The following is a 25696-nucleotide window of genomic DNA, read 5'->3' as shown; positions in this document are numbered from 1 at the left end:
TGGAGGTTGAAGATGGCTAGTCTCTCCCAGGCAGTCAGTTCCCTGTTCCTGAAAGAGTTCGTCGGCGCGTTCTTCCTGTCGATGCGCTACTTCTTCGCCCCCAAGGCGACGATCAACTATCCGTTCGAAAAGGGGCCGATCAGCCCGCGGTTTCGTGGCGAGCATGCCTTGCGGCGCTATCCGAACGGTGAGGAACGCTGCATCGCCTGCAAGCTGTGCGAGGCGATCTGTCCCGCCCAGGCCATCACCATCGAGGCCGGGCCGCGCCGCAACGACGGCACCCGCCGCACGGTGCGTTATGATATCGACATGGTGAAGTGCATTTATTGCGGTTTCTGCCAGGAAGCCTGCCCGGTCGACGCGATCGTCGAAGGCCCGAATTTCGAATTCGCGACCGAGACCCGCGAAGAGCTCTATTTCGACAAGGCGCGCCTGCTCGAAAACGGCGACCGCTGGGAACGGGAAATCGCACGCAATATCGCATTGGACTCGCCTTACCGCTGATCCGAAGCGAACGAACGTCTGGGCGGGACGTGCAGCCGCAAAGGCTCCGCCCGGACACGGGATTGAAACGAGGTGCCGACCGATAAGGGATATCGGCGGCACTTTATCGGATGGCGCGCAAGGCTCCGTCCGGGGGAAGATGAAAAGGCACCAACATGGGTCTTCAGGCTCTCTTTTTCTATCTGTTCGCCTTCGTCGCAGTGGCTTCGGCGTTCATGGTCATTTCGGCGCGCAATCCGGTTCATTCCGTCTTGTTCCTGATCCTGACCTTCTTCAACGCCGCCGGTCTGTTCCTGCTGACGGGCGCCGAATTCCTGGCGATGATCCTGCTGGTCGTCTATATCGGCGCCGTGGCGGTTCTCTTCCTGTTCGTGGTGATGATGCTCGACATCGATTTCAACGAGCTGCGGTCCGGAGCGCTGAAATATGCGCCGATCGGTGCCCTGGTCGGCTTGATCGTCGCGGCCGAACTGGTGGTGGTGATCGGCGGCAGCGCCATCTCGCCGCAGGCGGCCAAGGCCATCACCATGCCGATCCCGTCTCCGGTCGAGCGCGAAAACACCGCGGCTCTCGGCGACGTGCTCTACACCCACTACGTCTTCTACTTCCAGATCGCCGGTCTCGTGCTTCTGGTGGCGATGATCGGCGCGATCGTGCTGACGCTCCGTCACCGGGTGAACGTCAAGCGCCAGGATATTTCGAAACAGGTTGCCCGCAACCCTGCGACCGGCGTCAAGGTCGTCAAGGTCAAGCCGGGCCAGGGCGTATGAGCCGCCAGCAAGAGGTCAAGGAACACTAAAATGGAAATCGGACTTTCCCATTACCTCACCGTCAGTGCGTTGCTCTTCATGCTGGGCGTTTTCGGCATCTTCCTCAATCGCAAGAACATCATCGTCATTCTGATGTCGGTCGAACTGATCCTGCTGGCCGTCAATGTGAACATGGTGGCGTTCTCGTCCTTCCTGAACGACATCGTCGGCCAGGTCTTCGCCTTGTTCATTCTGACCGTTGCGGCCGCGGAAGCGGCCATCGGCCTTGCAATACTCGTTGTCTTCTATCGCAATCGCGGATCGATCGCCGTTGAAGACGTCAATATGATGAAGGGCTGACACGGCTATGATAGTGTACAAGGCAATTGTCTTCCTTCCCTTGATCGGCGCGCTGATCGCCGGCCTGTTCGGCCGTCAGATCGGTGCCAAGGCCTCCGAATACATCACCAGCGGCCTGATGATCCTGACCGCTATCCTGTCCTGGGTGGTGTTCCTCCAGGTCGGCTTCGGCGAGCATGCCGAAGGCCACGATGTGATCAAGGTGGCGCTGTTCCGCTGGATCCAGTCCGGCGGTGTTGACGTCGAATGGTCGCTGCGCATCGATACGCTGACCGCCGTCATGCTGGTGGTGGTCAACACCGTCTCGACGCTGGTGCATATCTATTCGATCGGCTACATGCATCACGATCCGCATCGGCCGCGCTTCTTTGCCTATCTGTCGCTCTTCACCTTCGCCATGCTGATGCTGGTCACCGCCGACAACCTGCTGCAGATGTTCTTCGGCTGGGAAGGCGTCGGTCTTGCGTCCTACCTGCTGATCGGCTTCTGGTTCAAGAAGCCGTCGGCGACGGCGGCCGCCATGAAGGCCTTCATCGTCAACCGCGTCGGCGACTTCGGCTTCATCCTCGGCATCGGGGGCGTGTTCGTGCTGTTCGGCTCGATCAATTTCGAAACCATCTTTGCCGCCGCCCAGACCTATCTGCCGGCCGAAGGGGCTGCGACCAGCGAAGCAGTCATCAACCTGTTCGGCATGCAGCTCGACAAGGGCCATGCCATCACCGCCGTCTGCCTGCTGCTGTTCATGGGTGCCATGGGCAAGTCGGCGCAGTTCCTGCTGCACACCTGGCTGCCGGACGCCATGGAAGGCCCGACCCCGGTCTCGGCCCTCATCCATGCCGCAACCATGGTCACCGCCGGCGTCTTCCTCGTCGCCCGCATGTCGCCGCTGTTTGAACTCTCGCCGGATGCCCGCATCGTCGTGACGGTCATCGGCGCGATCACCGCCTTCTTCGCGGCAACCGTCGGCCTGGTGCAGAACGACATCAAGCGCGTCATCGCCTATTCGACCTGTTCGCAGCTCGGCTACATGTTCGTCGCCCTCGGCGTCGGGGCTTATGGTGGCGCCGTCTTCCATCTGTTCACGCACGCCTTCTTCAAGGCGCTGCTGTTTCTATGCGCCGGTTCGGTCATCCACGCGGTCGATGGCGAACAGGACATGCGCTACATGGGCGGCCTGCGTCCGCACATCAAGGTCACCTTCTGGATGATGCTGCTCGGCACCCTGGCCATTACCGGTGTCGGTATCCCGGGCACGATGTTCGGCTTTGCCGGCTTCTTCTCCAAGGACGTCATCATCGAATCGGCCTACGCCTCCCATTCGGCGGTCTCGGGCTTTGCCTTCACGCTGCTGGTCATCGCGGCATTGTTCACCAGCTTCTATTCCTGGCGCCTGATGTTCATGACCTTCTTCGGCAAGCCGCGCGCTTCCGCCGATGTCATGCACCACGTGCATGAATCACCGATGGTCATGCTGTTGCCGCTCGCCGTTCTGGCCGTCGGTGCGGTCCTGGCCGGTGTCGTCTTCGAGGGCTACTTCTTCGGCCATGAATACGAGCATTTCTGGAAGTCCGCCCTGTTCACCTTGCCCGAGAACGAGATTATCGAAGAGTTCCACCACGTGCCGCTCTGGGTGAAGTGGAGCCCGTTCGTGGCGATGCTGACGGGTCTGGTGACCGCCTGGTACATGTATATCAAGTCGCCTTCGACGCCGAAGGTGCTGGCAGGCCAGCACCGGGTTCTCTACCAGTTCCTGCTCAACAAGTGGTATTTCGACGAACTCTACGACTTCCTCTTCGTCCGCTCGGCCAAGGCGCTCGGCCGCTTCCTGTGGAAGAAGGGTGATGTCGGGATCATCGATGCCTATGGCCCGAACGGCGTTGCCGCCGGCGTGTCCGGCCTGACCCAGCGCGTCGTGCGCCTGCAGTCCGGCTTCCTCTATCACTACGCCTTCATGATGCTGATCGGCATCGCGGCGCTCATTACCTGGATGATGCTCGGGAGTTCCTTCTGATGACCGATTGGCCCATACTCTCAGCGGTCACCTTCCTGCCTTTGGTGGGCGTAGCGCTCTTGCTGCTGACCCGCGAAGACAGCGCGTTCGGACGCCGCAACACCCTCAACGTCGCCTTGCTGACGACGGTGTTCACCTTCGTCGTCTCGCTGTTCATCTGGATCGGCTTCGACAATTCCGACGCCGGCTTCCAGATGGTCGAGAAGAAGGAATGGCTGAGCACCGGGATCTCCTACCATCTCGGCGTCGACGGCATTTCCATGCTGTTCATTGTTCTGACCACGTTCCTGATGCCGATCTGCGTTCTGGCCAGCTGGACCTCGGTGACGGTGCGCATCAAGGACTACATGATCGCCTTCCTGATCCTGGAAACCATGATGATCGGCGTGTTCGTCTCGCTCGATATCGTGCTGTTCTACGTGTTCTTCGAAGCCGGCCTCATTCCGATGTTCATCATCATCGGCGTCTGGGGCGGCAAGGACCGCGTCTACGCTTCCTACAAGTTCTTCCTCTACACGCTGCTCGGCTCGGTGCTGATGCTTTTGGCCATCATGGCCATGTACTGGGATGCCGGCACGACCGATACCCCGGCGCTGCTCGCCCATGATTTCCCGCCGCAGATGCAGACCTGGCTGTGGCTCGCCTTCTTCGCCTCCTTTGCGGTGAAGATGCCGATGTGGCCGGTCCACACCTGGTTGCCGGATGCCCACGTGCAGGCGCCGACCGCAGGTTCGGTCATCCTGGCCGGCATCCTGCTGAAGCTCGGCGGCTACGGTCTGCTGCGCTTCTCCCTGCCGATGTTCCCGCTGGCCTCCGATTTCTTCGCGCCGATGGTCTTTGCTCTGTCCGTCATCGCCATCATCTACACCTCGCTGGTGGCCATGATGCAGGACGACATGAAGAAGCTGATCGCCTATTCGTCGGTCGCCCACATGGGCTACGTGACCATGGGGATCTTCGCCGCCAATACCCAAGGGGTGCAGGGCTCGATCTTCCAGATGATCAGCCACGGCTTCGTCGCCAGCGCGCTGTTCCTCTGCGTCGGCGTCATCTACGACCGCATGCATACCCGCGAGATCTCCGCCTATGGCGGTCTTGCCAACAACATGCCGAAATATGCCTTCGCCTTCATGATCTTCACCATGGCCAATGTCGGTCTGCCCGGCACGTCCGGTTTCATCGGCGAATTCCTGACGCTGATCGGTGTGTTCCGCGCCAATACCTGGGTGGCGCTGTTTGCCGCCACCGGCGTGATCCTGTCGGCGGCCTATGCGCTCTGGCTTTATCGTCGTGTCGTGTTCGGTCCGCTCGAGAAGGAGAGCCTCAAGGCGCTGCTCGATCTGACCCCGCGCGAACAGGTCATTCTCTACCCGCTGATTGCCCTGACGATCTTCTTCGGCTTCTATCCGGCACCGATCAATGACGTGACCGCGGCCTCCGTGGACGCGCTCCTCAACCACTACTCCGCAGCCCTGCAGGCGGCGCAATCCGTTGCGCTCTCGGTGAACTGACGACGGGATATTTCGAAATGACTGCTGAAACACTCCTAGCCAGCCTGCATCTCGTCACGCCAGAGCTGATCCTTGCGGTCGGAGCGCTTGCACTGCTGATGATCGGCGTTTTCTCCGGCGACAAGTCGACGCCGACGGTCACCGGGCTTGCCGTGGCGCTGCTGATTGCCGCCGGCCTGTGGATGATCCTCGTCCCGGCCGAGGGCGAGGCCTTCGGCGGGGCGTTCATCGCCGATGGCTATGCCCGTTTCATGAAGATCCTGGCACTGATCGGTTCGATCACCGCGATGATCATGGCGGTCGGCCATGCCCGCTTCGATCACCTCGATCGGTTCGAGTTTCCGGTCCTGCTGGTGCTGGCGACGCTCGGCATCCTGCTGATGATTTCCGCCAATGACATGATCTCGCTCTACCTTTCGCTGGAACTGCAGTCGCTGGCGCTCTATGTCGTGGCCGCCATCAACCGCGACAGCCTGCGTTCCACCGAAGCGGGCCTCAAATATTTCGTGCTCGGTGCCCTGTCGTCCGGCATGCTGCTCTATGGCATGTCGCTGATCTACGGCTTCACCGGCAATACCGGCTTTGGCGAGATCGCCGCCGTGCTGGTGTCCGGCGAACCGCAGCTTGGCATCATCTTCGGCCTGGTTTTCGTGCTGGCCGGCCTTGCCTTCAAGATCTCCGCCGTGCCCTTCCACATGTGGACGCCCGACGTTTACGAAGGCGCGCCGACCCCGGTCACCGCCTTTCTGGCCGCGGCCCCGAAGATTGGCGCCATGGCCATCCTCGTGCGCGTCGTCATCGGCGCCTTCGAGCCGATCTTTGCCGAATGGCAGCAGATCATCGTCTTCATCTCGATCGCCTCGATGATCCTCGGCTCGGTCGCTGCCATCGGTCAGCGCAATATCAAGCGCCTGATGGCCTATTCGTCGATCGGCCATATGGGCTATGCGCTGGTGGGCCTTGCCGCCGGCACCAAGACCGGCGTCACCGGCGTCATCGTCTACATGCTGATCTATCTGGTGATGACGCTCGGCACCTTTGCCTGCATCATGGCCATGCGCCGCAAGGAAGGCGGCAATGTCGAGACCATCGACGATCTGGCCGGTCTGTCGACCACCAAGCCGTTCATGGCCGTTGTCCTGACCGCGCTGATGTTCTCGCTCGCCGGCATCCCGCCGCTCGCCGGTTTCTTCGGGAAGTATTTCGTCTTCCTGGCCGCCATCGAGGCAAAGCTCTATGGCCTGGCGATCATCGGCGTGTTGGCCTCCGTCATCGGCGCCTTCTACTATCTGCGCCTGGTCAAGGTCATGTGGTTCGATGAGGCGACCGGCGAATTTGCCCGTGTCGCCGGCGAACTGCGCCTGGTCTTCGGCCTGTCGGGTCTGTTCGTCGTCGCCTATGTGCTGGTCGGCGGACCGATCGGCAGTGCTGCGGAAGCCGCGGCGGCCTCGCTCTTCTATTGAGCGCTTTGACCCCATCGCGCCGGATGTCGCTCGACGACTTCCGGCATGAAGCCTTCGATGTGCTGGCCTCGACCAATGCCGAGTGCCTGGCTCGCGCACGGGCCGGAGATGCCGGCCTGCTGTGGATTACCGCCGGCCGGCAGACCGGCGGCCGCGGCCGCCGCGGCCGACCCTGGGTCTCCGAGCCCGGCAATCTCTACGCCTCGCTTCTGCTGATCGATCCCGCACCCGTCGCCGATCTTCCCTCGCTGCCGCTGGCCATTGCCCTTGCCGTGCATGATGCGGTCCGTGCCGTTCTGCCGTTGGACGCGCCGCCGCTGGAGGTCAAGTGGCCGAACGATGTGCTGATCGGCCGACGCAAGATTTCCGGCATTCTGCTGGAAGGCGAGCCGCTTGCCGATGGTCGCCGCGCTTTGGTGATCGGCATCGGCATCAACATCGCAGCCAAGCCGGGCGAGACACCCTATCCTGTGGCAGCGCTCAGCGATTTCGGCGTCAGCCTGTCGCCGGAGGAGCTTTTTGCGCGGCTGTTTGCCGCCATGGCCGAAACCCTGGCACTGTGGAATCGCGGGCAGGGGGTGGGCGCCGTGACGGCCCGCTGGCGGTCGGTGGCCTGCGGCATAGGCGAAAAAATTACGGTCAATCTGCCGGACCGGTCGATTTCGGGTTATTTTTCCGGAATCGATGATAAAGGCATGTTGATGCTCGATCAGGGTGACAGCGGCATTTTGCCGATTGCCGCGGGCGATGTATTCTTCGAGCAAGTTGGACCAAGAGACGAATGACAAAAAAAGACGAACTGGTGTTTCTGCCGCTGGGCGGTGTGGGTGAGATCGGTATGAATCTCGCTCTGTACGGCTATGGCGAACCGAAACATCGCCAGTGGATCATGGTGGATTGCGGCGTGACCTTTCCCGGTCCCGATCTGCCCGGCGTCGATCTCGTGCTGCCCGATATCCGTCATATCCTCGCCGACAAGAAGAGCCTCAAGGGCATCATCATCACCCACGCCCATGAAGACCATTATGGCGCGTTGAACGACCTGTGGCCCGGTCTCAACGTTCCGGTCTATGCCTCGGCCTTTACCGCCGGCATGCTGGAGGCCAAGCGCGAATATGAGGGCAGCCGCGCCCAGATTCCGATCACGCCGTTCAAGGCCGGCGACCGCATCAATGTCGGTCCCTTCGAGATCGAAGCCATCGGCGTCAACCATTCGATCCCCGAGCCGATGTCGCTGGTGATCCGCACGCCGCTCGGCAATATCGTCCACACCGGCGACTGGAAGATCGACCACGCCCCGTCGCTGGGGCCATTCACCGATGAGGCCCGCTTCCGCGAGGTCGGCAGGGAAGGTGTGCTGGCGCTGATGTGCGACAGCACCAATGCCATGCGCGACGGCGTCTCGCCCTCCGAGCAGGAAGTCTCGGAAGGCCTTCGCCAGATCATCGAACATGCCGAGGGCCGGGTGGCGATCACCACCTTCTCCTCCAATGTCGGCCGTATCCGCTCGATCGCCCAGGCAGCAGAAGCCGCCGGCCGCGAAGTGCTGCTGCTCGGCAGCTCGCTGAAGCGCGTCACCTCGGTTGCCTATGATGTCGGCCTGATGGAAGGCGTGAAACCCTTCATCGCCGAGGACGAGTTCGGCTTCATCCCGCGCGACAAGGTGGTCGTCATCCTGACCGGCAGCCAGGGCGAGTCCCGCGCGGCATTGGCCAAGCTGTCGCGCGACGAGATGCGCAATGTGGCGCTGACCGCTGGCGACACGGTGGTGTTTTCCTCCCGCGCCATTCCCGGCAACGAAAAGGCGATCAACGACATCAAGAACGGCCTGGTCGAACAGGGCGTGCATATCATCACCGACTCCGAGGCCCTGGTGCATGTCTCCGGCCATCCGCGCCGCAAGGAATTGCTGCAGATGTACGAGTGGACGCAGCCGGCCATCCTGGTACCGGTGCATGGCGAGGCGGCTCACCTGTCGGCGCAGGCCCTGCTCGGCACCCAGGCCGGCATCAAGTCCGTGCCGCGCGTGCGCAACGGCGATATCCTGCGAATTGCACCGGGCCCCGCCGAAGTGATCGGCGAAGCGCCCCATGGCCGCGTCTTCAAGGACGGCAAGCTGATCGGCGATTTCGAGGAAATGGGCATCGGCAATCGCCGCAAGCTGTCCTTCGCCGGCCATGTCGCCGTCAATGTCGTGCTCGACGCGCGCTATGATTTCCAGGGCGATCCCGAGATCGTTGCCTTCGGCCTGCCGGCCTATGACAACGAGGGCGAGGACATGGAAGACACGCTCTACGATGCCGTGCTCGGCGCCGTGGAGAGCATTCCGCGCACCCGCCGCAAGGACCTCGGCGCGCTGCGCGAAAGCATCCGCCGCACGATCCGCTCGACGGCCAACGAATGCTGGGGCAAGAAGCCGATCGTCACGGTTTTTGTAACCAAAGTCTGATTGGCGTGGAGCTGTCCGGAAAGGTATAGGCTCAGGCCATTCTTTGACGGGAGAAACCTTGATGCTTGGACGGGTAAACCATATCGCGATCGCCGTGCCGGATCTGGCCGCGGCGACCGCCTCCTATCGCGACACCCTTGGCGCCACGGTGTCGGCGGCGCAGGCCCTGCCGGAGCATGGCGTGACCGTGGTTTTCGTCGAACTGCCGAATACCAAGATCGAACTGCTGGAGCCGCTCGGTGAGGGCTCGCCGATCGCCGCCTTTCTCGACAAGAACCCGGCCGGCGGCATGCATCACATCTGCTACGAGGTTGCCGATATTCAGGCGGCCCGCGACCATCTGCTGGCAAGCGGCGCGCGCGTTCTGGGCAGTGGCGAACCGAAGATCGGCGCTCATGGCAAGCCGGTGCTGTTCCTGCACCCCAAGGATTTCTTCGGGACACTGGTCGAACTTGAGCAGGTGTGACGAAGAACCGCTCGCGGCGGGTTTGTGATTGCCGGGAAATGTCCCTATAACGCCGCCACGAACCCTGGGGCATTGCACATGCAGTTTATCTCGGCTTTTGCCGTTTATTTCATCATCTGGTGGATCACGCTCTTCGCCATCCTGCCGATCGGCCTGAAGACCCAGGCCGAGGATGAGCAGATCGTGCCCGGCAGCGTCGAAAGCGCACCGGCCAGGTTTCGCGGCGGACGCGTTGTTGTCCTGACGACTCTGGTATCCGGCGTCATTTTTGGCAGCTGGTATATCGCCTCGACCTATTTCGGCATCGGCTTCGACAGTCTGCCGCTCATCCTGCCCAATTTCGACTGAAACAAAGGGGCTGTCTTACTCGCCGCGTCGGCTTGGCCGCCGGTAAGATATGGCTTGTCGAAAGGCAAAAAAAAACAAGGTCTGAAGACCTTGTTTTTCCAAGTATCGCGTGATCTTTCACCAATTAAGGGGCAGCGAACGGGCGCGCCTAAGATCTTATCCTCCCAAGACTTGACCGCGAAATCGACATGAATTTAGGCTTCATGCCTCTTTTGTGAGCTGACGTTAGCTCAATAAAATCGCCTTGTCATCTCGTTTTTTGCATTTTTGCTACAGTTCGTGAAAAAAATCCGGGAAGGTGAAAATGCCGCAGAAGTGATTGGATTTTCATCTGATTGTGGAGGTGAGCAATTGCCCGGACGCCTTCAAAATGCCCTGGTAAGACCGTGGTTCTCCACCGTCATGCGGGTTTTCTTCCTGTGTGGAACCAGCTATGAACGCAACCGAAAACAAACTTCTCGGCCGATTCCGCACGATGTCCGGAATCCCTAGCATCTGGAATCCGACATGCGTCTGTCACGCTACTTTTTGCCCATCCTGAAAGAGAATCCCAAGGAAGCGGAAATCGTTTCCCATCGCCTGATGCTGCGCGCCGGCATGATCCGCCAGCAGAGCCAGGGCATCTATTCCTGGCTGCCGCTCGGCAAGCGGGTTCTGGACAAGGTCAACGGCATCATCCGCGAGGAGCAGAACCGCGCCGGCGCCATCGAGATTTCGATGCCGACCCTGCAATCGGCCGAACTCTGGCAGGAAAGCGGTCGCTACGAAGACTATGGCAAGGAAATGCTGCGCATCCGCGACCGCCAGGACCGGCCGATGCTCTATGGGCCGACCAACGAGGAAATGGTCACGGACATTTTCCGCTCCTACGTGAAGTCCTATAAGAGCCTGCCGCTCAACCTCTACCATATCCAGCTGAAGTTCCGCGACGAGATCCGGCCGCGCTTCGGCACCATGCGCTCGCGCGAGTTCATGATGAAGGATGCCTATTCCTTCGACCTGACCCAGGACGAGGCGATCCATTCCTACAACAAGATGTTTGCCGCCTATCTGCGCACTTTCTCGCGGCTCGGCCTGCGCGCCATTCCGATGCGCGCCGATACCGGGCCGATCGGCGGCAATCACAGCCACGAATTCATCATCCTCGCCGATACCGGCGAATCGGAAGTGTTCTGTCACAAGGATTTCGTCAATTTCGACATTCCGCCGGTCGACACCGACTTTGACGATGTCGCCGGCCTGAAGGCGATCTTCGACCAGTGGACCTCGGTCTATGCGGCAACCTCCGAAATGCACGATGCGCCGGCCTTTGAGGCCATTCCCGAAGGCGATCGCCTGTCGGCGCGCGGCATCGAGGTCGGCCATATCTTCTATTTCGGCACGAAATATTCCGAGCCGATGGGTGCCAAGGTGCAGGGACCGGACGGCAAGGAACACGTTGTCCACATGGGATCCTATGGCATTGGCCCGACACGCCTTGTTCCCGCCATCATCGAAGCCTCGCATGACGAGAACGGCATCATCTGGCCGGCATCGGTCGCCCCGTTCGATTGCGTGGTGATCAACATGAAGGCCGGCGATGCTGCCTGCGACGGCGCTTGCGAAACGCTCTATGCGGCTTTGACCAAGGCCGGCCGGGACGTGCTGCTGGACGACACCGACGATCGTGCCGGCACCAAGTTTGCCACGGCCGACCTGATCGGCGTGCCGGTGCAGATCATTGTCGGTCCGCGGTCCGTCGCCAGTGGCGAGGTCGAGGTCAAGGATCGCAAGACCGGCGCGCGTGAGACCATGACGATAGAAGCTGCCATCAATCGGTTGGCGGTCTGACTGTTGAGCCAGGAGGCGTAATGAACAGCGAAGCTGCCGGTACAGAGGCGGGTCCAGCCAACCCGGGCAACTCTGCTCGACCGTTTTCGGCGTTCGAACGCATGGTGGCCTGGCGCTATCTGCGCTCGCGGCGCAAGGAAGCGGTGATCTCGGTGATCGCCGGCTTTTCCTTTGTCGGCATCATGCTCGGCGTGGCGACGCTGATCATCGTCATGGCGGTCATGAACGGTTTCCGCACCGAGCTGATCTCGCGCATCCTCGGCATCAACGGCCACATGATCGTCCAGCCGGTCGATGGACCGCTGACCGACTATGCAGCCCTTGCCGACAAGTTCGCCGCCATTCCCGGCGTCACGATGGCCCTGCCGCTGGTCGAGGGCCAGACGCTGGCCTCCGGCCGTGACGGCGCCGGCACCGGCGCACTGGTGCGCGGCGTGCGCGCCGACGATCTGGTCAAGCTCAAGGAAGTCTCCGGCAATATACGCGCCGGCGATCTCGTCGGTTTTGCCGCGGGCGAGGGCGTGCTGGTCGGCTCGCGCATGGCAGCCCAGCTCGGCATCTCGGCCGGCGACAATATCACGCTGGTCTCGCCGGAAGGCGACGTCACGCCGCTCGGCATCAACCCGCGCGTCAAGTCCTATCCGGTCTCCGGTATTTTCGAGATCGGCATGTCGGAATATGATTCGACGATCATCTATATGCCGCTTGAGGAATCGCAGCTCTATTTCAATGCCGAAGGCCTGGTGCAGTCGATCGAGCTGTTCGTCAGCGATCCCGACAATGTCGATCTGCTTCGCCCGCTGGTCGAGGCCGCCGCCGGCCGCCAGATCTTCATCAGCGACTGGCGCCAGCGCAACCAGACCTTCTTCTCCGCCCTGCAGGTGGAGCGCAACGTGATGTTCATGATCCTGACGCTGATCGTGCTGGTGGCGGCCCTCAACATCATTTCGGGCCTCATCATGCTGGTCAAGGACAAGGGCAGCGATATCGCCATCCTGAAGACCATGGGAGCGACCTCCGGCTCGATCATGCGGATCTTCTTCATGACAGGGGCGGCGATCGGCATTACCGGCACGCTGGCCGGTGTGGCGCTCGGCGTCGTCGTCTGTCTCAACGTCGAATCCATCCGCCAGTTCTTCTCCTGGCTGTCCGGCACGGTGCTGTTTGATCCGGAACTCTATTTCCTCAGCCAGTTGCCGGCCGACATGAATGTCGGTGAAACCGTCTCGGTTGTCATCATGGCGCTCGTCCTGTCGTTCCTGGCGACGATCTTCCCGGCCTGGCAGGCCTCGCGGCTCGATCCTGTCCAGGCGCTGCGTTACGAATAAGGACCCCGTCATTCATGGCAAAGAAAACCGCGCTTGGCCTTTCCGGCATCGAACGCAATTACGGACAGGGCGAGACCGTGCTGACGATCCTGAAGGACGCCAGCCTCAATCTCTATGAAGGCGAGACCGTGGCGCTGGTGGCCCCGTCAGGCACCGGCAAATCGACGCTGCTGCACATTGCCGGCCTGCTGGAACATCCAACCGAAGGCCAGGTGCTGATCGGCGGGGAGGATTGTTCCGGCCTGTCGGCCGACCGCCGCACGGCGATCCGCCGCAACTCGATCGGCTTCGTCTATCAGTTCCATCATCTCCTGCCCGAATTCACCGCGCTGGAGAATATCATGATGCCGCAGCTGATTGCCGGCCTGTCGATGGCGGAAGCCCGCGAACGGGCCTCGCAACTGCTCGACTACATGCGCATCGGCCATCGCGGCGATCATCGTCCCTCGGAACTGTCGGGCGGCGAACAGCAGCGTGTGGCGATTGCCCGTGCGGTTGCCAATGCCCCGCTGGTGCTTTTGGCCGACGAGCCGACCGGCAACCTCGATCCGGAAACCGCATCCTATGTGTTTTCGGCGCTCGAAGCCCTGGTGCGGCAATCCGGGCTTGCCGCCCTGATCGCCACCCACAATCACGAACTCGCCCGCCGCATGGACCGCTGCGTGACGATCGTCGACGGCAAGATCGTCGACTTCGTCGCCTGACCGCAAAACGGGCGCGGGTCTAGTTCAAGTCCAGCCCGCAGGCCGTCTGGCCGATCTCGTCGGTCCAGTCCTCGATCGACACGGTTTTGGCGGCGGTGCTGCCGGCCGTTTCGCCCGTCTTGAACTTTCCTGTCACGACATTGTAGTCGCAGGATTGGCCGGCGTCCGGATCAAGCGTGTCGTAGGACGAGTAGGTGTAGCCGGCGACGATGAAACGGCCCTCGCGATAGGCGAGCGTCAGGGTCTGCTCCCAACGGTTTCGGCCGATGCCCGAATTCTGCGACATCACGGCGATCGAGCCATTGGCCAGCGCCGTGATCTCCGGATCCTGGCCATAGAGGCCGTCCAGCTTCGTATTGCCCCAGATCTTGTCTGGCGCCGATGCGACCAGCTTCTGCAGCGGCCGATCGCTCTCCGTCAGATAGAGATAGATGCCGATCCCGTCGTCATCATTGTCCGGCGCAACGAGAATGGCCAGGTCCGACGTGCCATCCTTGTTCCAGTCGCCCGACGCACCGGACAGGATCCGCCCCGCCGGAAACGGATCGGCAAACACCCCCGTGGCCGGCAGCAGCCCCACCAGCACTCCCGCGACAAACATCCTGACCATTGCCATTCCCCCACAAGCTTTTCCGCCGCAGTGTGTCGGACTTGGGCGCCGAAGTCACCTCCCTTGGCGGATCAAAAAATCCTGTTGACAACAGAACAAAGAACGAACATAAAGGATACATAACGAGTAAGGAGTAAGCCATGACTGAGATCCTTCGTGACATTGCCGCATTCGCCTCTCTCACCGTTTTCGTCGCCAGCTTTTCGGTCATCGTGCTGGCACTCTGATCCGAGCCGCCGTAAAGCTGTCGATACGCCGTAAGCAGTTCTGGACTTCCTGGGCTCGAAGCCCGACAATCGCACCCGAGTCTTTGGATGCGATGGGAATGTTGGAATGGATGGCAAAGTCATGGCGGCGCGGCCGGCGATTGGGGGGCAGGCGTCCCCCGGTTTCGTGCATCTGCGGGTCCATTCCGCCTTCTCGCTGCTCGAAGGCGCGCTACCGCTGAAGAAGATCCTCGGCAAGGCCGTGGCGGACGCTCAGCCCGCCATCGCCATCACCGATACCAACAACCTGTTCGTGGCGCTGGAGTTTTCCCAGAAGGCCATGGACGAGGGGCTGCAGCCGATCATCGGCTGCCAGCTGGCGATCGACATGGAAGATGCCGGCGATGAGAAGCGCGGCGGCAATTCCGGCTTCGCCCGCTATCCCTCGATTGTCCTATTGGCTTCGACGCCGGCCGGCTATGAGCGCCTGGTCGATATCGTCAGCCGTGCCTATCTGGACGGCGAAAGTTCGAGCGCCGTGCATATCTGCGCCTCCTGGCTGATCGAGGGTGGCGCGGACGGGCTGATTGCCTTGACCGGCTTTACCGGCGGTCCCGTCGATATGCCGTTGAAGGAGGGCCATAAGGCCCAGGCCGAGGCGCGTCTGTCGACCCTGAAGGATATTTTCGGCGACCGGCTCTATGTCGAATTGCAGCGCCAGGCCGGCTATGACCGGGCGCACGAGCAGAAGATGATTGCGCTCGCCTATGCGCATGATCTGCCGCTGGTCGCCACCAACGAGGCCTTCTTCCCGACGCGCGGCGATTACGACGCCCACGATGCGCTGATGGCGGTCGCCCACAATGCCATCGTCTCGGATGACCGCCGCTTCCGGCTGACGCCGGACCACTACATGAAGAGCCGCGCCGAAATGTGCGCGCTGTTTGCCGATCTGCCGGAGGCGCTCGCCAATACGGTCGAGGTCGCCATGCGCTGCTCCTTCGTGCTCGACACCCGCAAGCCGATCCTGCCGCGCTTCACCGGCGCCAGCGACGATCCAAAGGAGGCCGAACGGGCCGAAGCGGTCGAACTGCGTCGCCAGGCGATCGAAGGCCTCGACCAGCGGCTGCTGTCGCTCGGCATGGCGCCGGGCTACGAGGAACAGGAATATCGCGACCGGCTCGATTTCGAACTCGGCGTCATCGAGCGCATGGGCTTTCCCGGCTACTTCCTGATCGTTGCCGACTTCATCAAATGGGCCAAGCTGCAGGATATCCCGGTCGGTCCGGGCCGCGGTTCCGGTGCGGGCTCGCTGGTCGCCTATGCGCTGACGATTACCGACGTCGATCCCTTGCGCTTCTCTTTGCTGTTCGAACGCTTTCTCAATCCCGAACGCGTCTCGATGCCCGACTTCGACATCGACTTCTGCCAGGACCGCCGCGAAGAGGTCATTCGCTACGTCCAGCAGAAATATGGCCGCGAGCAGGTGGCGCAGATCATCACCTTCGGGTCCCTGCAGGCCCGCGCCGCCCTTCGCGACGTCGGCCGCGTGCTGGAAATGCCCTATGGCCAGGTCGACAAGATCTGCAAGCTGGTGCCCAACAACCCGGCCAATCCGACGCCTTTGTCCAAGGCGATCGAAGAGGATCCGAAATTTCAGGAGGAGGCTGACCGCGAACCGGTCGTCGCCCGCCTGCTCGATATCGCCCAGAAGATCGAGGGCCTTTATCGCCACGCCTCGACCCACGCCGCCGGCATCGTCATCGGCGATCGGCCGCTGTCGAAGCTGGTGCCGATGTATCGCGATCCGCGCTCCGACATGCCGGTCACCCAGTTCAACATGAAATGGGTCGAGCAGGCCGGCCTGGTCAAATTCGACTTTCTCGGCCTGAAGACGCTGACGGTGCTGAAGACCGCGGTCGATTTCGTCAAGCTGCGCGGCATCTCGGTCGATCTGGCGGCCCTGCCGCTCGATGACGAACCGACCTACCAGATGCTGTCACGCGGCGAAACGGTCGGCGTGTTCCAGGTGGAATCGGCCGGCATGCGCAAGGCGCTGATCGGCATGCGGCCCGACTGCATCGAGGACATCATCGCGCTGGTGGCGCTCTACCGTCCCGGCCCGATGGAGAATATCCCGACCTACAATGCCCGCAAGCATGGCGAGGAGGAGTTGGAATCGGTCCATCCGAAGATCGATTATCTGCTGAAAGAGACGCAAGGGGTTATCGTCTACCAGGAGCAGGTCATGCAGATCGCTCAGGTTCTGTCGGGGTATTCGCTCGGCGAGGCCGATCTCTTGCGCCGCGCCATGGGCAAGAAGATCAAGGCGGAGATGGACCAGCAGAGCGAGCGCTTCATCGACGGCGCCATGAAGAACGGCGTCTCCAAGCCGCAGGCCAGCAATATCTTCGAACTCCTGGCAAAATTCGCCAATTACGGCTTCAACAAGTCGCATGCCGCGGCCTACGCCATCGTCTCCTACCAGACGGCCTATATGAAGGCCCATTTCCCGGTCGAGTTCCTGGCTGCCTCCATGACGCTCGACATGTCGAACACCGACAAGCTCAACGACTTCCGCCAGGATGCCGGTCGCCTCGGCATTACCGTCGTGCCGCCCTCGGTACAGACCTCGTTCCGCCATTTCCAGACCGGCGACCAGCGCATCTATTATTCGCTGGCTGCTATCAAGGGCGTCGGCGAAGCGGCCGTCGAGCATATCGTCGCCCAGCGCGGCGACACGCCGTTTGCCGATATCGAGGATTTCTGCCTGCGCATCGATCCGAAACAGGTCAATCGCCGGGTCTTCGAAAGCCTGATCACCGCCGGCGCCTTCGACTGCTTCGGCTATGACCGCGCCGAAATGATCGCCGGCCTCGACCGTATCATCGGCTATGCCCAGCGCATCCACGAAAACAAGGTGCGCGGCCAGTCTGATATGTTCGGGGCGGGGGCTGCCAGCGGTCCGGAGCGCATCGGCTTGCCGCCGTTTACGCCCTGGCTGGCGTCTGAAAAGCTGCTGCGCGAGTTCAACGTGCTGGGCTTCTATCTCTCGGCCCATCCGCTTGATGCCTACCGCGCCATTCTGGAAAAAATGCGGGTGCAGAACTTTGCCGATTTCTCCAATGCGGTCAAGCAGGGCGCCAATGCCGGCCGTCTGGCCGGAACGGTGATCGCCAAGCAGGAGCGCAAGACCCGCACCGGCAACAAGATGGGCATCATTACCTTTTCCGATGCGACCGGGCAGTTCGAAGCAGTGCTGTTTTCCGAGGGCCTCGCGCAATATCGCGATTTGCTGGAACCCGGCAAATCCCTGGTCATCACGGTTGCCGCCGAGGAGCGGCCGGAAGGCATAGGGTTGCGCATCCAGACGGTTCAGTCGCTGGAGGAAAAATCGGTGCAGATGCAGAAGGCGCTCAGGGTTTTCGTGCGCGATGCAGGACCGCTGAAGACGGTTGCCGCCCATCTCAACGCCCGCGGCGACGGGCTGGTCTCCTTTGTGGTCATCAAGGAGGATGGCCAGCGCGAAATCGAGGTCGAACTCACGGAAAAATACCGCATCTCCCCCGACATCGCCGCCGCCCTGCGCTCCGCCCCCGGTGTGATCGACGTCGAACTGGTGTGAGGTGTCGAGGGGATGGGGGAATATTTACCGATATTGCCCCTCATCCGCCTGCCGGCACCTTCTCCCCGTTTTGACGGGGAGAAGGACGGATGACGCACCCGTCCAACTCCCTCTGGGGCTTAAATTGTGGCACGTCCCCTCGCCCCGCTTGCGGGGAGAGGGTTAGGGTGAGGGGCAGAGCAGGCTAGGCGCAACGCGTAGCGCCGGGGATGAGGCGCAGCCTATCCCTTCGACCGAGGCAACCCCGCTCAGGCCGGCTTTTTCCGCGTAATCGTAATAAAATCCGTGCCCGGTCCGGTCTCCTGACCGATGCCGGTGTCGGAAATGGTGATCGAGCTGCCTTCGCCGAGCATGGCCTCGATCCTGGCGCGGATATCGGCCGGGATGGTGATGCGGTCCAGGGCGTGGCTGGCATCGAACATTGCCGTATCGTCGGCCGGAACGGTGATGCCGAGCCGCTTCAGGGTGGCGGGCGACAGGTGGTTTTCCAGCGACACCGTGTGCCATTCGGCTTTTCCGGAATAGCGGTTGACATCGGTGGCCTCGATGAAATGCGTGCCGAGCGCGATCTCCGGGCTGGAAATGCCGATCGGCGCCTCGAACATCGGCTTGAACGCCTGCCGGACCAGGATCTGGCCGGCCGGCGGTTCACCCTTGCCGGCAGCCTTGTAGAGCGCCGTCAGCATCTCGGCGCTGATAAGAGTGCCGCCGGTCGACAAACCCTTCCAGCGCTTGAAGCCGTTGATGGCGCTGACCGTCAGCCGGCCGGTATGGCCGTCGGGAACGCCAGCGTCGAAGCCCAGCTCGTTCAGCAGGCCCTGCATGTCGAGGATCGTTTCGCGCTCGCCGCGCCGGGTGATCAGGATGCGCACCGGAGGCAGGTCGTTGAGCGCAACGGTGGCCTTGGCGCCGGCCTTTGGCAGGACATCGATCATCGCTACCTCGACGGGGTTTTTGCCCGTCTCGATATTGCCCGGCCGCAACTGCGCGTCCGACAGCAATTGGCCGGGCTCCGTGCCAGCGGTCGGCTTGAACAGCGTGGCATGGCTGATCGAGACCGGCACCACGGGCTTGTCGGTGATGATCACATGGGCGCCGCGTTCGGTCATCTGGAACAGCGCCTTGGCGAAATCGCCGGGCATGCGCACGCAGCCATGCGAGGCCGGATAGTTCGGCACACTGTTGGATTCGTGCAGGGCGACCCCGGACCAGGTGATGCGCTGCATCCACGGCATCGGCGCGTTCGAATAGAGATTGGACTCGTGGTATTTTTTCTTTTCCAGGATCGAGAAGATGCCGGACGGCGTCGTATGGCCCTGCTTGCCGGTCGACACTTTCGAGGTCGCCACCACCTGGCCGCCGTCATAGACGACCATCTGCTGGGTGTCCTTGGACACCATGATCTGCAGCGTGCCACCGCTGCCGGCCGACGCCGGTGTGACCAGCGCGGTCGCGGAGAGAAGGCCGAGGCTGAACGCCAAAGACTTGATCATGAGTGTCATCCTGTTACGCAAAACCGATGCCGCTAAAATAAGTGACGAAGTTTAAGGAAGATTTGAAGTAGGGTGCCCCTTCACGTTTAAGTGTTCCTATGCACGGATATTTTGGAGTGCGCGCCCTTCGAACGGAGGGGCAGGGCAAGTTCACGTGCCGGGTTTCGAACCGGGCTCGGGACGCGGTTTGCGGCTGCCGAACGTGTAGCCGGTTTCGACCGTCGACTTGCCGAATTTCTCGCGCAACTTGTCCATGGCGGCCTCGGCGGCCGCCCGCCGCGCTGCCTGGGCATCGACCAGATCAGGAGGGTCGGCAAGGGCTGCCTCGCGCAGGTCGGTGACCCCTATGCCGATCAGCCGGAAGCGCGTGCCGTCAGTCTCCTTTTCCAAGAGCGACAGTCCGGTGCGAAAGATCCGGTCGGCAAGCTGCGTCGGGTCTTCCAGGCGGCGGTTGCGGGTGCGGCCCTTGAAATCGGCCGTCTTCAGCTTCAGCACCACCGTGTGGCCGGCAATGCCGGCCTTCTTCAGGCGCCAGGCGACCTTTTCCGATAGCGAGCGCAGGTGCGGTATCAGATCCTCGGGCCGCCAGATATCGTCGAAGAAGGTGGTTTCCGAAGACACGCTCTTGGCGGCATCGTTGAGATGCACCTCGCGGTCGTCGATGCCGCGCGACAGCCTTGATAGGCGCTGGCCGATCGAGCCATAGCGGCGCATCAGCTCGCTTTCCTCCATGATCTGCAATTGACCCACCGTGCGGATGCCGTCGCGCTCCAGGGTCGCCGCAAAGGCCTTGCCGACGCCCCAGATGGTGGTGACCGGCCGCGGCGCCAGGAAGGCGAGCGCCTCGGCCTCGCCGATCACCGAAAAGCCGCGGGGCTTCTGCAGGTCGGACGCCACCTTGGCCAGGAACTTGCAATAGGAAAGCCCCACCGACACCGTGATGCCGACCTCCCGCTCGATGCGCTGCGCCAGACGCGCCAGCACCTGGGCCGGGCGGGCATGATGCAGCATTTCCGTGCCGGACAGTTCGAGAAACGCCTCGTCGATCGAAATCGGCTGAACCAGCGGCGTCAGTTCTTCCATCATGGCCCGCACCTGCCGCCCGACCTGGACATATTTCTCCATGTTCGGCGGGATGACGACCGCCTGGGGACAGGCTTCCAGCGCCTTGAACATCGGCATGGCCGAGCGCACGCCATGAATGCGGGCGATGTAGCAGGCGGTGGACACCACGCCGCGCTTGCCGCCGCCGATGATCACCGGCTTGTCGGCAAGCTCCGGATTGTCGCGCTTCTCGATCGAGGCATAGAAGGCATCGCAGTCGATATGGGCAAGGGTCAGCCGGGCAAGCTCCGGATGATAGACAAGCCGCGGACTGCCGCATTGGCTGCAGCGCTTTCGGCCCTCCGGCTGCCCTGTCAGGCAATCGCGGCAAAATCCCGGAAGTTGAGTGTTTGGCGCGGTCATGATGAGAACAAAGGTTGAACAAAACAACCTTACGCGCTAGCCTGATCCTACTCAAGAGGCAAGATTCGAGGAATGGGACGGTGTTCACAACAAAGCCTTTGACCGCCGACCTCTGGCAAGATTTCGAGACCGTCATGGGACCGCAGGGCGCCTGTTATGGCTGCTGGTGCACCTATTTCCGCCTCGCGGCCTCACAGCGCAAGCTGCTCGGCAATGCTGACAAGAAAGCGTTTATACGCACGCGGGTGCAGACCGGGCCGCCGCCGGGCCTGATCGGCTATCGCGACGGCCAACCGGTCGGCTGGGTTCAGGTCGGGCCGCGCAGCGATGTGCCCAACTGGAATTCGTCGCGCACCGTGTCGCGCCCGCTCGACGAGGCCGATGCTGTCGATCCGGGCGTCTGGGCGATCAGCTGCTTTTTTGTTGTCTCGGCCGGCCGCGGCACCGGGCTCAGCCATGCCCTGCTGGCCGCAGCGGTCGATTTTGCCAGGCAAAATGGTGCGCGACGCGTCGAGGCCTGTCCGATCGATCGCGCCAAGCAATCGAAATCCGTCGGCCTCTATGTCGGGCCGACGCGGATTTTTCGGGTCGCCGGCTTCGAGGAAGTCGCCTTGCGCAAGGCGGGCAGGCCGCTGATGCAGCTGTCGCTGCTATGAGGTCTCTCGGGTACCGCAGTGCCGGCGGATATGCTGCGTGGCCTCGGGCCAGTCGGCAACGCGCAGGACGGGCGGTTTTGCCATCGGCGCATGGCGATGGATCTCGGAGATCGGAACCATGTGCAGGAGCAGGCAATCGGCGACATGGCTGCCGACCGAGACCAGATTATGCGCCATGTCGTCGATGAAGGCGACCGGCAGCGGGCGTCCGGCATGCAGGGTTTCGACAACCGGCCCCTTGGGCTGTTGCGTGGCCACCAGGGGCTGGGAGAAGCCGATCGTGTCGAGCAGACGCCGGCGCCGGTCGGCAAAGCGTGGCGGCATGGCGGTCAGGAACACGATGTCGGCGTCACGGGCGATGGTCTCGATGGCCGCAGCCGTCGTCGAAAATGGCGTCTGCCAGGTCTCCTGGGCATCGAAGAAAGCCTCGATGAGGTCGCTGACCTCCTGGTCGGGCAGGGGAGCCTCTGTGGCCTGCGAAACGATATTGCCATGCAGCCGGAACGAGCGGGGAACCAGCCTGTGACCTAGGCTGTCGAGATAGGATTGAAAGGGGACGATGAATTGCAGCACCACGTCATCGACGTCACACACCACCAGCGGCCGGTCGGCTAGCCTGACATGATCGAGGTCGAGGTCGAGTTCCATCAATAGTCCCCCGACTCGAGCCCCGGGGAGGAGAAATACTGCCAGGCCATCATCACCGTTTCGGGCGCCGTGTCGGTGGCAGCGCAGAAGGCCAGCAGGGTTGGCTCATGGGAGGCGAGAAAATCGACGATGCCGGCCAGGAAGCCGGGATCGTTGACCGCCTGGCGCAGTTGATCCGCCTGAACGCCGCTCAGCGCCAGAAAGCGGCCAAGCATCTCGGGCTCTCCGGCCAGCCAGCCAAGAATGGCAATGGCGGTTTCCTGGGCAGCCTGGCTCGAAGGAGCAGGTCTCGCCGACTTATTGCGTATTTCTTTCAAGGGTTACCTCTTTTTCAACTAAATGGTTTTAACATGAATCCGTGGGGGGAATGCAATCGGCGTGATGACACTCCATATACAGACGGTTGCACTCAGGGACGCAAGGACAGTGGAATGCCCAAAAAGGTCATGATAGTCGAAGACAACGAGCTGAACATGAAGCTCTTCCGTGACCTTATCGAGGCGTCCGGTTATATCACCATCCAGACCCGCAATGGCCTTGAGGCCCTCGATCTGGCCCGCAAATATCGCCCCGATCTGATTCTCATGGATATCCAGCTTCCGGAAGTCTCTGGTCTGGAGGTCACCAAATGGCTGAAGGAAGACGATGAATTGCACGTCATCCCGGTCATCGCCGTCACCGCCTTCGCCATGAAGGGCGACGAGGAGCGGATACGCCAGGGGGGCTGCGAAGCCTATGTTTCCAAGCCGATTTCCGTGCCTAAATTCATCGAGACGATCAAGACCTATCTCGGCGACGCTTGAAACTTACAGGACAGCCTGCATGACCGCGCGAATTCTTGTCGTTGACGACGTTCCGGCAAACGTGAAGCTGCTTGAGGCCAGGCTGCTGTCGGAGTATTTCGACGTGCTGACCGCCGACAACGGCTTCAAGGCGCTGGAAATCTGCGATCAGACCCAGGTCGACCTGATCCTGCTCGACATCATGATGCCGGGACTGGACGGCTTCGAGGTCTGCGACCGGCTGAAATCCAATCCGAAGACGGCGCATATCCCGGTTGTCATGGTCACCGCCCTCGACCAGCCCTCCGACCGCGTGCGCGGCCTGAAGGCAGGCGCCGACGATTTTCTGACCAAGCCGGTCAACGATTTGCAGCTGATCTCGCGGGTCAAGAGCCTGGTGCGCCTGAAGACCCTCAGCGACGAATTGCGCATCCGCGCCGAGACCGCCCAGAAGATCGGCATGGAAGATCTGCTGAAGATGAACGACGGGCGCATGGAAGAGGCCGGCCAGGTTCTGCTGGTTGACAGCCGCGGCAGCTCGCAGGAGCGCATCGTCAAGGCTCTGAAGCCCGTTGCCGAAGTAGTTGCCATGTCCGATCCCCAGGCCGCCCTGTTCGAGGCGGCCGAAAACCCGTTCGATCTGGTGATCGTCAATGCCAATCTGGAAGACTACGATCCGCTGCGGCTCTGCTCGCAGCTGCGCTCGCTGGATCGCACCCGCTTCATTCCGCTGCTGCTGATTGCCGACCATGGCAACGAGCCGATGGTGGCGCGGGCGCTCGATCTGGGCGTCAACGACTATATCACCCGGCCGATCGACCCGAACGAGCTGGTGGCCCGCACGCTGACCCAGATCCGGCGCAAGCGCTTCAACGACCGGCTGCGCACCAGCGTCAACCAGACCATCGAACTGGCCGTGACGGATGGCCTGACGGGCCTCAGCAACCGCCGCTATCTCGATGGCCACCTGAAGATGCTGTTCAACCGGGCGCTTGCCCGCGGTCGTCCTTTGTCGATCTGCCTGACCGATATCGACCGCTTCAAGCAGGTCAACGACACCTATGGCCACGACGCCGGCGACGATGTGCTGCGGGAGTTCTCCGCCCGAATCCGCTCGACCGTCCGAGGCGCCGATCTTGCCTGCCGTTATGGCGGCGAAGAATTTGTGGTGGTCATGCCCGATACGTCTCTGGACGTGGCAGCGGCTGTCGCCGAACGGCTTCGCGAGCGCATCGAGAGCAAGCCGTTTCAATTGCGGATGTCAGGCTCCGAGCTCAATATCACGGCATCGATGGGCATTGCGACGATCATGCCGGGCATCGACACGCCGGAACAATTGCTGAAACAGGCCGACCGCGCGCTATACCAGGCCAAGAACACTGGCCGCAACCGCGTGGTGGCCGTGGCAGCCTGACGATCCGTCGCAAAGCATCGGATTTCTGTGTCAATCTCCCCAAATAGGCTATTGCGCAGCACGGCACTGTGGATAACACTGCGCTCACGATGATTTTTCGCACGCCCGATCTTTAATCCGGTCTGCGCCCAGTTCCCTGCACCTTGAAGTATCCTCATGTATTATGCATGGGAAAATTAGGCATGGATGTCCATGCTGATGAAAAACCGTGCCCATCCGGTGCCTGCGACGCTCACTCCGGCCCCTTCTTGCTTTGTAGTGGCGCAATGCGTGTATAGCCGAGGAAATGTGCTTATTGTTCCGGAAATATCCGTGGACGACGTCATGCTCGTGTATTTCGCGCACTATAATAACGGTGACGGCGCATTTAAATCTTGCAGATCGACAGCATAGATATGCTGGGAAGTGTGACGGGGCGTTTTCGCTCTTAACCATAGTGCAAGTGAAATTTAGCCACAGTTAAGAAATTGTTGATTTTTTTCACGAATTGCGCGAAGTTGGGTCAACAAGAGGTTATGTTCTCCTTGTGAGACAGAGATACCCCATGATGCTCAGGTCCGCCGCATCTCCTGGGTCGTGGGGTCGGTCGGTGGACATGCGATATAAAAACGGTTCCTCGTGCCGTTATTGCGTGTCTGCCGACCCCCTTATTCAACGAAAAACGCCGCGCTCGATAGAGCGCGGCGTTTTTCGTTATGGGCCGGGCAGAGTCCCGTTTTCAATGTCGTCGGCGCCGGCAGGGGCGCGTGCAGGGGCATCCGTCGGCACAACGAAAAACGCGCGGCCTTGCGACCGCGCGTTTTTGAAATTCCACCGAAATCAAGAGTTACTTGATCTTGGTTTCCTTGAACTCAACATGCTTACGTGCGACCGGGTCATACTTGGTCTTCGTCATCTTGTCCGTCATCGTACGGCTGTTTTTCGTCGTGACGTAGAAGAAACCCGTGTCGGCTGTCGACAGCAGCTTGATCTTGATTGTTGTAGCCTTCGCCATGGTCGTCCTGCCTTCACTAAAAAATCAAGCCGTGGACGACCGGATGGCTCCACGGCAAATTCTGGCGGGAAACTACAA

General features: G+C 61.4%; 23 protein-coding genes. 17 read left to right on the top strand and 6 right to left on the bottom strand.

Features of this window, described 5'->3' with window-relative positions; all coding sequences use genetic code 11:
- The first annotated feature begins 12 nt into the window (after window positions 1–12).
- The 13 genes from nuoI to HGO38_RS09990 all read left to right on the top strand — a co-directional run bounded on the left by nuoI (window position 13) and on the right by HGO38_RS09990 (window position 13723).
- Entirely contained in the window at window positions 13–504 is a 492-nt protein-coding gene (gene nuoI, locus HGO38_RS10050; RefSeq protein ID WP_168473185.1) for an NADH-quinone oxidoreductase subunit NuoI, read from the top strand.
- A gap of 155 nt (window positions 505–659) precedes the next feature.
- Window positions 660–1274 (top strand): NADH-quinone oxidoreductase subunit J, encoded by a 615-nt coding sequence (locus tag HGO38_RS10045; protein ID WP_168473184.1) that lies wholly within the window; start codon window positions 660–662, stop codon window positions 1272–1274.
- A 30-nt stretch (window positions 1275–1304) separates the two neighbouring features.
- Window positions 1305–1613: an NADH-quinone oxidoreductase subunit NuoK gene (nuoK, locus tag HGO38_RS10040; protein ID WP_168473183.1), complete on the top strand. Its 309-nt coding sequence runs from the start codon at window positions 1305–1307 to the stop codon at window positions 1611–1613.
- Window positions 1614–1620: 7 nt separating this feature from the next.
- Window positions 1621–3624 (top strand): NADH-quinone oxidoreductase subunit L, encoded by a 2004-nt coding sequence (gene nuoL, locus HGO38_RS10035; protein WP_250955750.1) that lies wholly within the window; start codon window positions 1621–1623, stop codon window positions 3622–3624.
- Window positions 3624–5135 (top strand): NADH-quinone oxidoreductase subunit M, encoded by a 1512-nt coding sequence (locus tag HGO38_RS10030; protein WP_250955749.1) that lies wholly within the window; start codon window positions 3624–3626, stop codon window positions 5133–5135. Before nuoL ends, HGO38_RS10030 begins: the two co-directional genes overlap by 1 nt.
- Before the next feature lie 17 nt (window positions 5136–5152).
- Window positions 5153–6598 (top strand): NADH-quinone oxidoreductase subunit NuoN, encoded by a 1446-nt coding sequence (nuoN, locus tag HGO38_RS10025; RefSeq protein WP_250955748.1) that lies wholly within the window; start codon window positions 5153–5155, stop codon window positions 6596–6598.
- Window positions 6599–6621: 23 nt separating this feature from the next.
- Window positions 6622–7383, top strand: a complete 762-nt coding sequence (locus HGO38_RS10020) for a biotin--[acetyl-CoA-carboxylase] ligase (protein ID WP_250955998.1) — start codon at window positions 6622–6624, stop codon at window positions 7381–7383.
- Window positions 7380–9047 carry a ribonuclease J gene (locus HGO38_RS10015; protein ID WP_250955747.1) on the top strand — a complete coding sequence of 556 codons (1668 nt, stop codon included), beginning with the start codon at window positions 7380–7382 and terminating at the stop codon, window positions 9045–9047. The genes HGO38_RS10020 and HGO38_RS10015 overlap by 4 nt, the downstream gene beginning before the upstream one ends.
- Before the next feature lie 61 nt (window positions 9048–9108).
- The gene (gene mce, locus HGO38_RS10010; RefSeq protein WP_250955746.1) at window positions 9109–9513 is read left to right on the top strand and encodes a methylmalonyl-CoA epimerase; all 405 of its coding nucleotides are present in this window, start codon (window positions 9109–9111) and stop codon (window positions 9511–9513) included.
- A gap of 78 nt (window positions 9514–9591) precedes the next feature.
- The gene (locus tag HGO38_RS10005; RefSeq protein WP_502941534.1) at window positions 9592–9861 is read left to right on the top strand and encodes a DUF1467 family protein; all 270 of its coding nucleotides are present in this window, start codon (window positions 9592–9594) and stop codon (window positions 9859–9861) included.
- Window positions 9862–10368: 507 nt separating this feature from the next.
- Window positions 10369–11691 (top strand): proline--tRNA ligase, encoded by a 1323-nt coding sequence (proS, locus tag HGO38_RS10000; RefSeq protein WP_250955744.1) that lies wholly within the window; start codon window positions 10369–10371, stop codon window positions 11689–11691.
- A gap of 20 nt (window positions 11692–11711) precedes the next feature.
- Window positions 11712–13019 carry a lipoprotein-releasing ABC transporter permease subunit gene (locus tag HGO38_RS09995; protein ID WP_250955743.1) on the top strand — a complete coding sequence of 436 codons (1308 nt, stop codon included), beginning with the start codon at window positions 11712–11714 and terminating at the stop codon, window positions 13017–13019.
- Window positions 13020–13033: 14 nt separating this feature from the next.
- A complete protein-coding gene (locus tag HGO38_RS09990; RefSeq protein ID WP_250955742.1) occupies window positions 13034–13723 on the top strand; it encodes an ABC transporter ATP-binding protein in 690 nt (229 codons plus the stop codon).
- Between the two features lie 19 nt (window positions 13724–13742).
- On the opposite strand, the gene HGO38_RS09985 is transcribed toward HGO38_RS09990, so the two are convergent.
- On the bottom strand, window positions 13743–14333 hold the full coding sequence (locus tag HGO38_RS09985; RefSeq protein ID WP_250955741.1) for a hypothetical protein: 591 nt from the start codon (window positions 14331–14333) through the stop codon (window positions 13743–13745).
- 333 nt (window positions 14334–14666) lie between these two features.
- Here HGO38_RS09985 and dnaE point away from each other — a divergent pair, with 333 nt between their 5' ends.
- Window positions 14667–18164 (top strand): DNA polymerase III subunit alpha, encoded by a 3498-nt coding sequence (gene dnaE, locus HGO38_RS09980; protein ID WP_250955740.1) that lies wholly within the window; start codon window positions 14667–14669, stop codon window positions 18162–18164.
- A gap of 248 nt (window positions 18165–18412) precedes the next feature.
- Here dnaE and HGO38_RS09975 read toward each other — a convergent pair whose 3' ends face one another.
- Together HGO38_RS09975 and HGO38_RS09970 are read right to left on the bottom strand one after the other, a co-directional pair.
- Complete coding sequence (locus HGO38_RS09975; RefSeq protein WP_250955739.1) at window positions 18413–19657, bottom strand: L,D-transpeptidase family protein; 1245 nt, start codon at window positions 19655–19657, stop codon at window positions 18413–18415.
- Between the two features lie 150 nt (window positions 19658–19807).
- On the bottom strand, window positions 19808–21124 hold the full coding sequence (locus HGO38_RS09970; protein WP_250955738.1) for a DNA polymerase IV: 1317 nt from the start codon (window positions 21122–21124) through the stop codon (window positions 19808–19810).
- Between the two features lie 134 nt (window positions 21125–21258).
- Here HGO38_RS09970 and HGO38_RS09965 point away from each other — a divergent pair, with 134 nt between their 5' ends.
- Complete coding sequence (locus tag HGO38_RS09965) at window positions 21259–21780, top strand: GNAT family N-acetyltransferase (RefSeq protein ID WP_250955997.1); 522 nt, start codon at window positions 21259–21261, stop codon at window positions 21778–21780.
- On the opposite strand, the gene HGO38_RS09960 is transcribed toward HGO38_RS09965, so the two are convergent.
- Both HGO38_RS09960 and HGO38_RS09955 read right to left on the bottom strand, forming a co-directional pair.
- Window positions 21775–22428, bottom strand: coding sequence for a hypothetical protein (locus HGO38_RS09960; RefSeq protein ID WP_250955737.1), 654 nt, complete (start codon window positions 22426–22428; stop codon window positions 21775–21777). The genes HGO38_RS09965 and HGO38_RS09960 overlap by 6 nt on opposite strands.
- On the bottom strand, window positions 22428–22736 hold the full coding sequence (locus HGO38_RS09955) for a DUF3572 domain-containing protein (RefSeq protein ID WP_250955996.1): 309 nt from the start codon (window positions 22734–22736) through the stop codon (window positions 22428–22430). Before HGO38_RS09955 ends, HGO38_RS09960 begins: the two co-directional genes overlap by 1 nt.
- 123 nt (window positions 22737–22859) lie before the next feature.
- Between HGO38_RS09955 and HGO38_RS09950 the strand changes: the two genes are divergently transcribed.
- Both HGO38_RS09950 and HGO38_RS09945 read left to right on the top strand, forming a co-directional pair.
- The gene (locus tag HGO38_RS09950) at window positions 22860–23231 is read left to right on the top strand and encodes a response regulator (protein ID WP_250955736.1); all 372 of its coding nucleotides are present in this window, start codon (window positions 22860–22862) and stop codon (window positions 23229–23231) included.
- Between the two features lie 19 nt (window positions 23232–23250).
- A complete protein-coding gene (locus tag HGO38_RS09945; protein WP_250955735.1) occupies window positions 23251–24624 on the top strand; it encodes a PleD family two-component system response regulator in 1374 nt (457 codons plus the stop codon).
- Between the two features lie 826 nt (window positions 24625–25450).
- Here the strand turns inward: HGO38_RS09945 and rpmG are convergent.
- Window positions 25451–25618, bottom strand: a complete 168-nt coding sequence (gene rpmG / locus HGO38_RS09940) for a 50S ribosomal protein L33 (protein ID WP_007626161.1) — start codon at window positions 25616–25618, stop codon at window positions 25451–25453.
- Window positions 25619–25696: the final 78 nt, after the last annotated feature.

The organism is Rhizobium sp. CG5 (genome assembly GCF_023701945.1).
Taxonomy (GTDB): domain Bacteria; phylum Pseudomonadota; class Alphaproteobacteria; order Rhizobiales; family Rhizobiaceae; genus Allorhizobium.
This window is presented reverse-complemented; position numbering and strand designations above follow the sequence as displayed.

What these genes read in the sequence shown, in the direction of transcription:
- nuoK (WP_168473183.1), top strand. Translation starts at nt 1,305, where the DNA reads ATGGAAATCGGACTTTCCCATTACCTCACCGTCAGTGCGTTGCTCTTC.
- HGO38_RS10030 (WP_250955749.1), top strand. Translation starts at nt 3,624, where the DNA reads ATGACCGATTGGCCCATACTCTCAGCGGTCACCTTCCTGCCTTTGGTG.
- HGO38_RS09970 (WP_250955738.1), bottom strand. Translation starts at nt 21,124, where the DNA reads ATGACCGCGCCAAACACTCAACTTCCGGGATTTTGCCGCGATTGCCTG.
- mce (WP_250955746.1), top strand. Translation starts at nt 9,109, where the DNA reads ATGCTTGGACGGGTAAACCATATCGCGATCGCCGTGCCGGATCTGGCC.
- HGO38_RS10020 (WP_250955998.1), top strand. Translation starts at nt 6,622, where the DNA reads ATGTCGCTCGACGACTTCCGGCATGAAGCCTTCGATGTGCTGGCCTCG.
- HGO38_RS09965 (WP_250955997.1), top strand. Translation starts at nt 21,259, where the DNA reads ATGGGACCGCAGGGCGCCTGTTATGGCTGCTGGTGCACCTATTTCCGC.
- nuoN (WP_250955748.1), top strand. Translation starts at nt 5,153, where the DNA reads ATGACTGCTGAAACACTCCTAGCCAGCCTGCATCTCGTCACGCCAGAG.
- proS (WP_250955744.1), top strand. Translation starts at nt 10,369, where the DNA reads ATGCGTCTGTCACGCTACTTTTTGCCCATCCTGAAAGAGAATCCCAAG.
- HGO38_RS09950 (WP_250955736.1), top strand. Translation starts at nt 22,860, where the DNA reads ATGCCCAAAAAGGTCATGATAGTCGAAGACAACGAGCTGAACATGAAG.
- HGO38_RS10015 (WP_250955747.1), top strand. Translation starts at nt 7,380, where the DNA reads ATGACAAAAAAAGACGAACTGGTGTTTCTGCCGCTGGGCGGTGTGGGT.
- HGO38_RS09975 (WP_250955739.1), bottom strand. Translation starts at nt 19,657, where the DNA reads ATGATCAAGTCTTTGGCGTTCAGCCTCGGCCTTCTCTCCGCGACCGCG.
- HGO38_RS09960 (WP_250955737.1), bottom strand. Translation starts at nt 22,428, where the DNA reads ATGGAACTCGACCTCGACCTCGATCATGTCAGGCTAGCCGACCGGCCG.
- HGO38_RS09985 (WP_250955741.1), bottom strand. Translation starts at nt 14,333, where the DNA reads ATGGTCAGGATGTTTGTCGCGGGAGTGCTGGTGGGGCTGCTGCCGGCC.
- HGO38_RS09990 (WP_250955742.1), top strand. Translation starts at nt 13,034, where the DNA reads ATGGCAAAGAAAACCGCGCTTGGCCTTTCCGGCATCGAACGCAATTAC.
- dnaE (WP_250955740.1), top strand. Translation starts at nt 14,667, where the DNA reads ATGGATGGCAAAGTCATGGCGGCGCGGCCGGCGATTGGGGGGCAGGCG.
- HGO38_RS10005 (WP_502941534.1), top strand. Translation starts at nt 9,592, where the DNA reads ATGCAGTTTATCTCGGCTTTTGCCGTTTATTTCATCATCTGGTGGATC.
- nuoI (WP_168473185.1), top strand. Translation starts at nt 13, where the DNA reads ATGGCTAGTCTCTCCCAGGCAGTCAGTTCCCTGTTCCTGAAAGAGTTC.
- HGO38_RS09995 (WP_250955743.1), top strand. Translation starts at nt 11,712, where the DNA reads ATGAACAGCGAAGCTGCCGGTACAGAGGCGGGTCCAGCCAACCCGGGC.
- HGO38_RS10045 (WP_168473184.1), top strand. Translation starts at nt 660, where the DNA reads ATGGGTCTTCAGGCTCTCTTTTTCTATCTGTTCGCCTTCGTCGCAGTG.
- rpmG (WP_007626161.1), bottom strand. Translation starts at nt 25,618, where the DNA reads ATGGCGAAGGCTACAACAATCAAGATCAAGCTGCTGTCGACAGCCGAC.
- HGO38_RS09945 (WP_250955735.1), top strand. Translation starts at nt 23,251, where the DNA reads ATGACCGCGCGAATTCTTGTCGTTGACGACGTTCCGGCAAACGTGAAG.
- nuoL (WP_250955750.1), top strand. Translation starts at nt 1,621, where the DNA reads ATGATAGTGTACAAGGCAATTGTCTTCCTTCCCTTGATCGGCGCGCTG.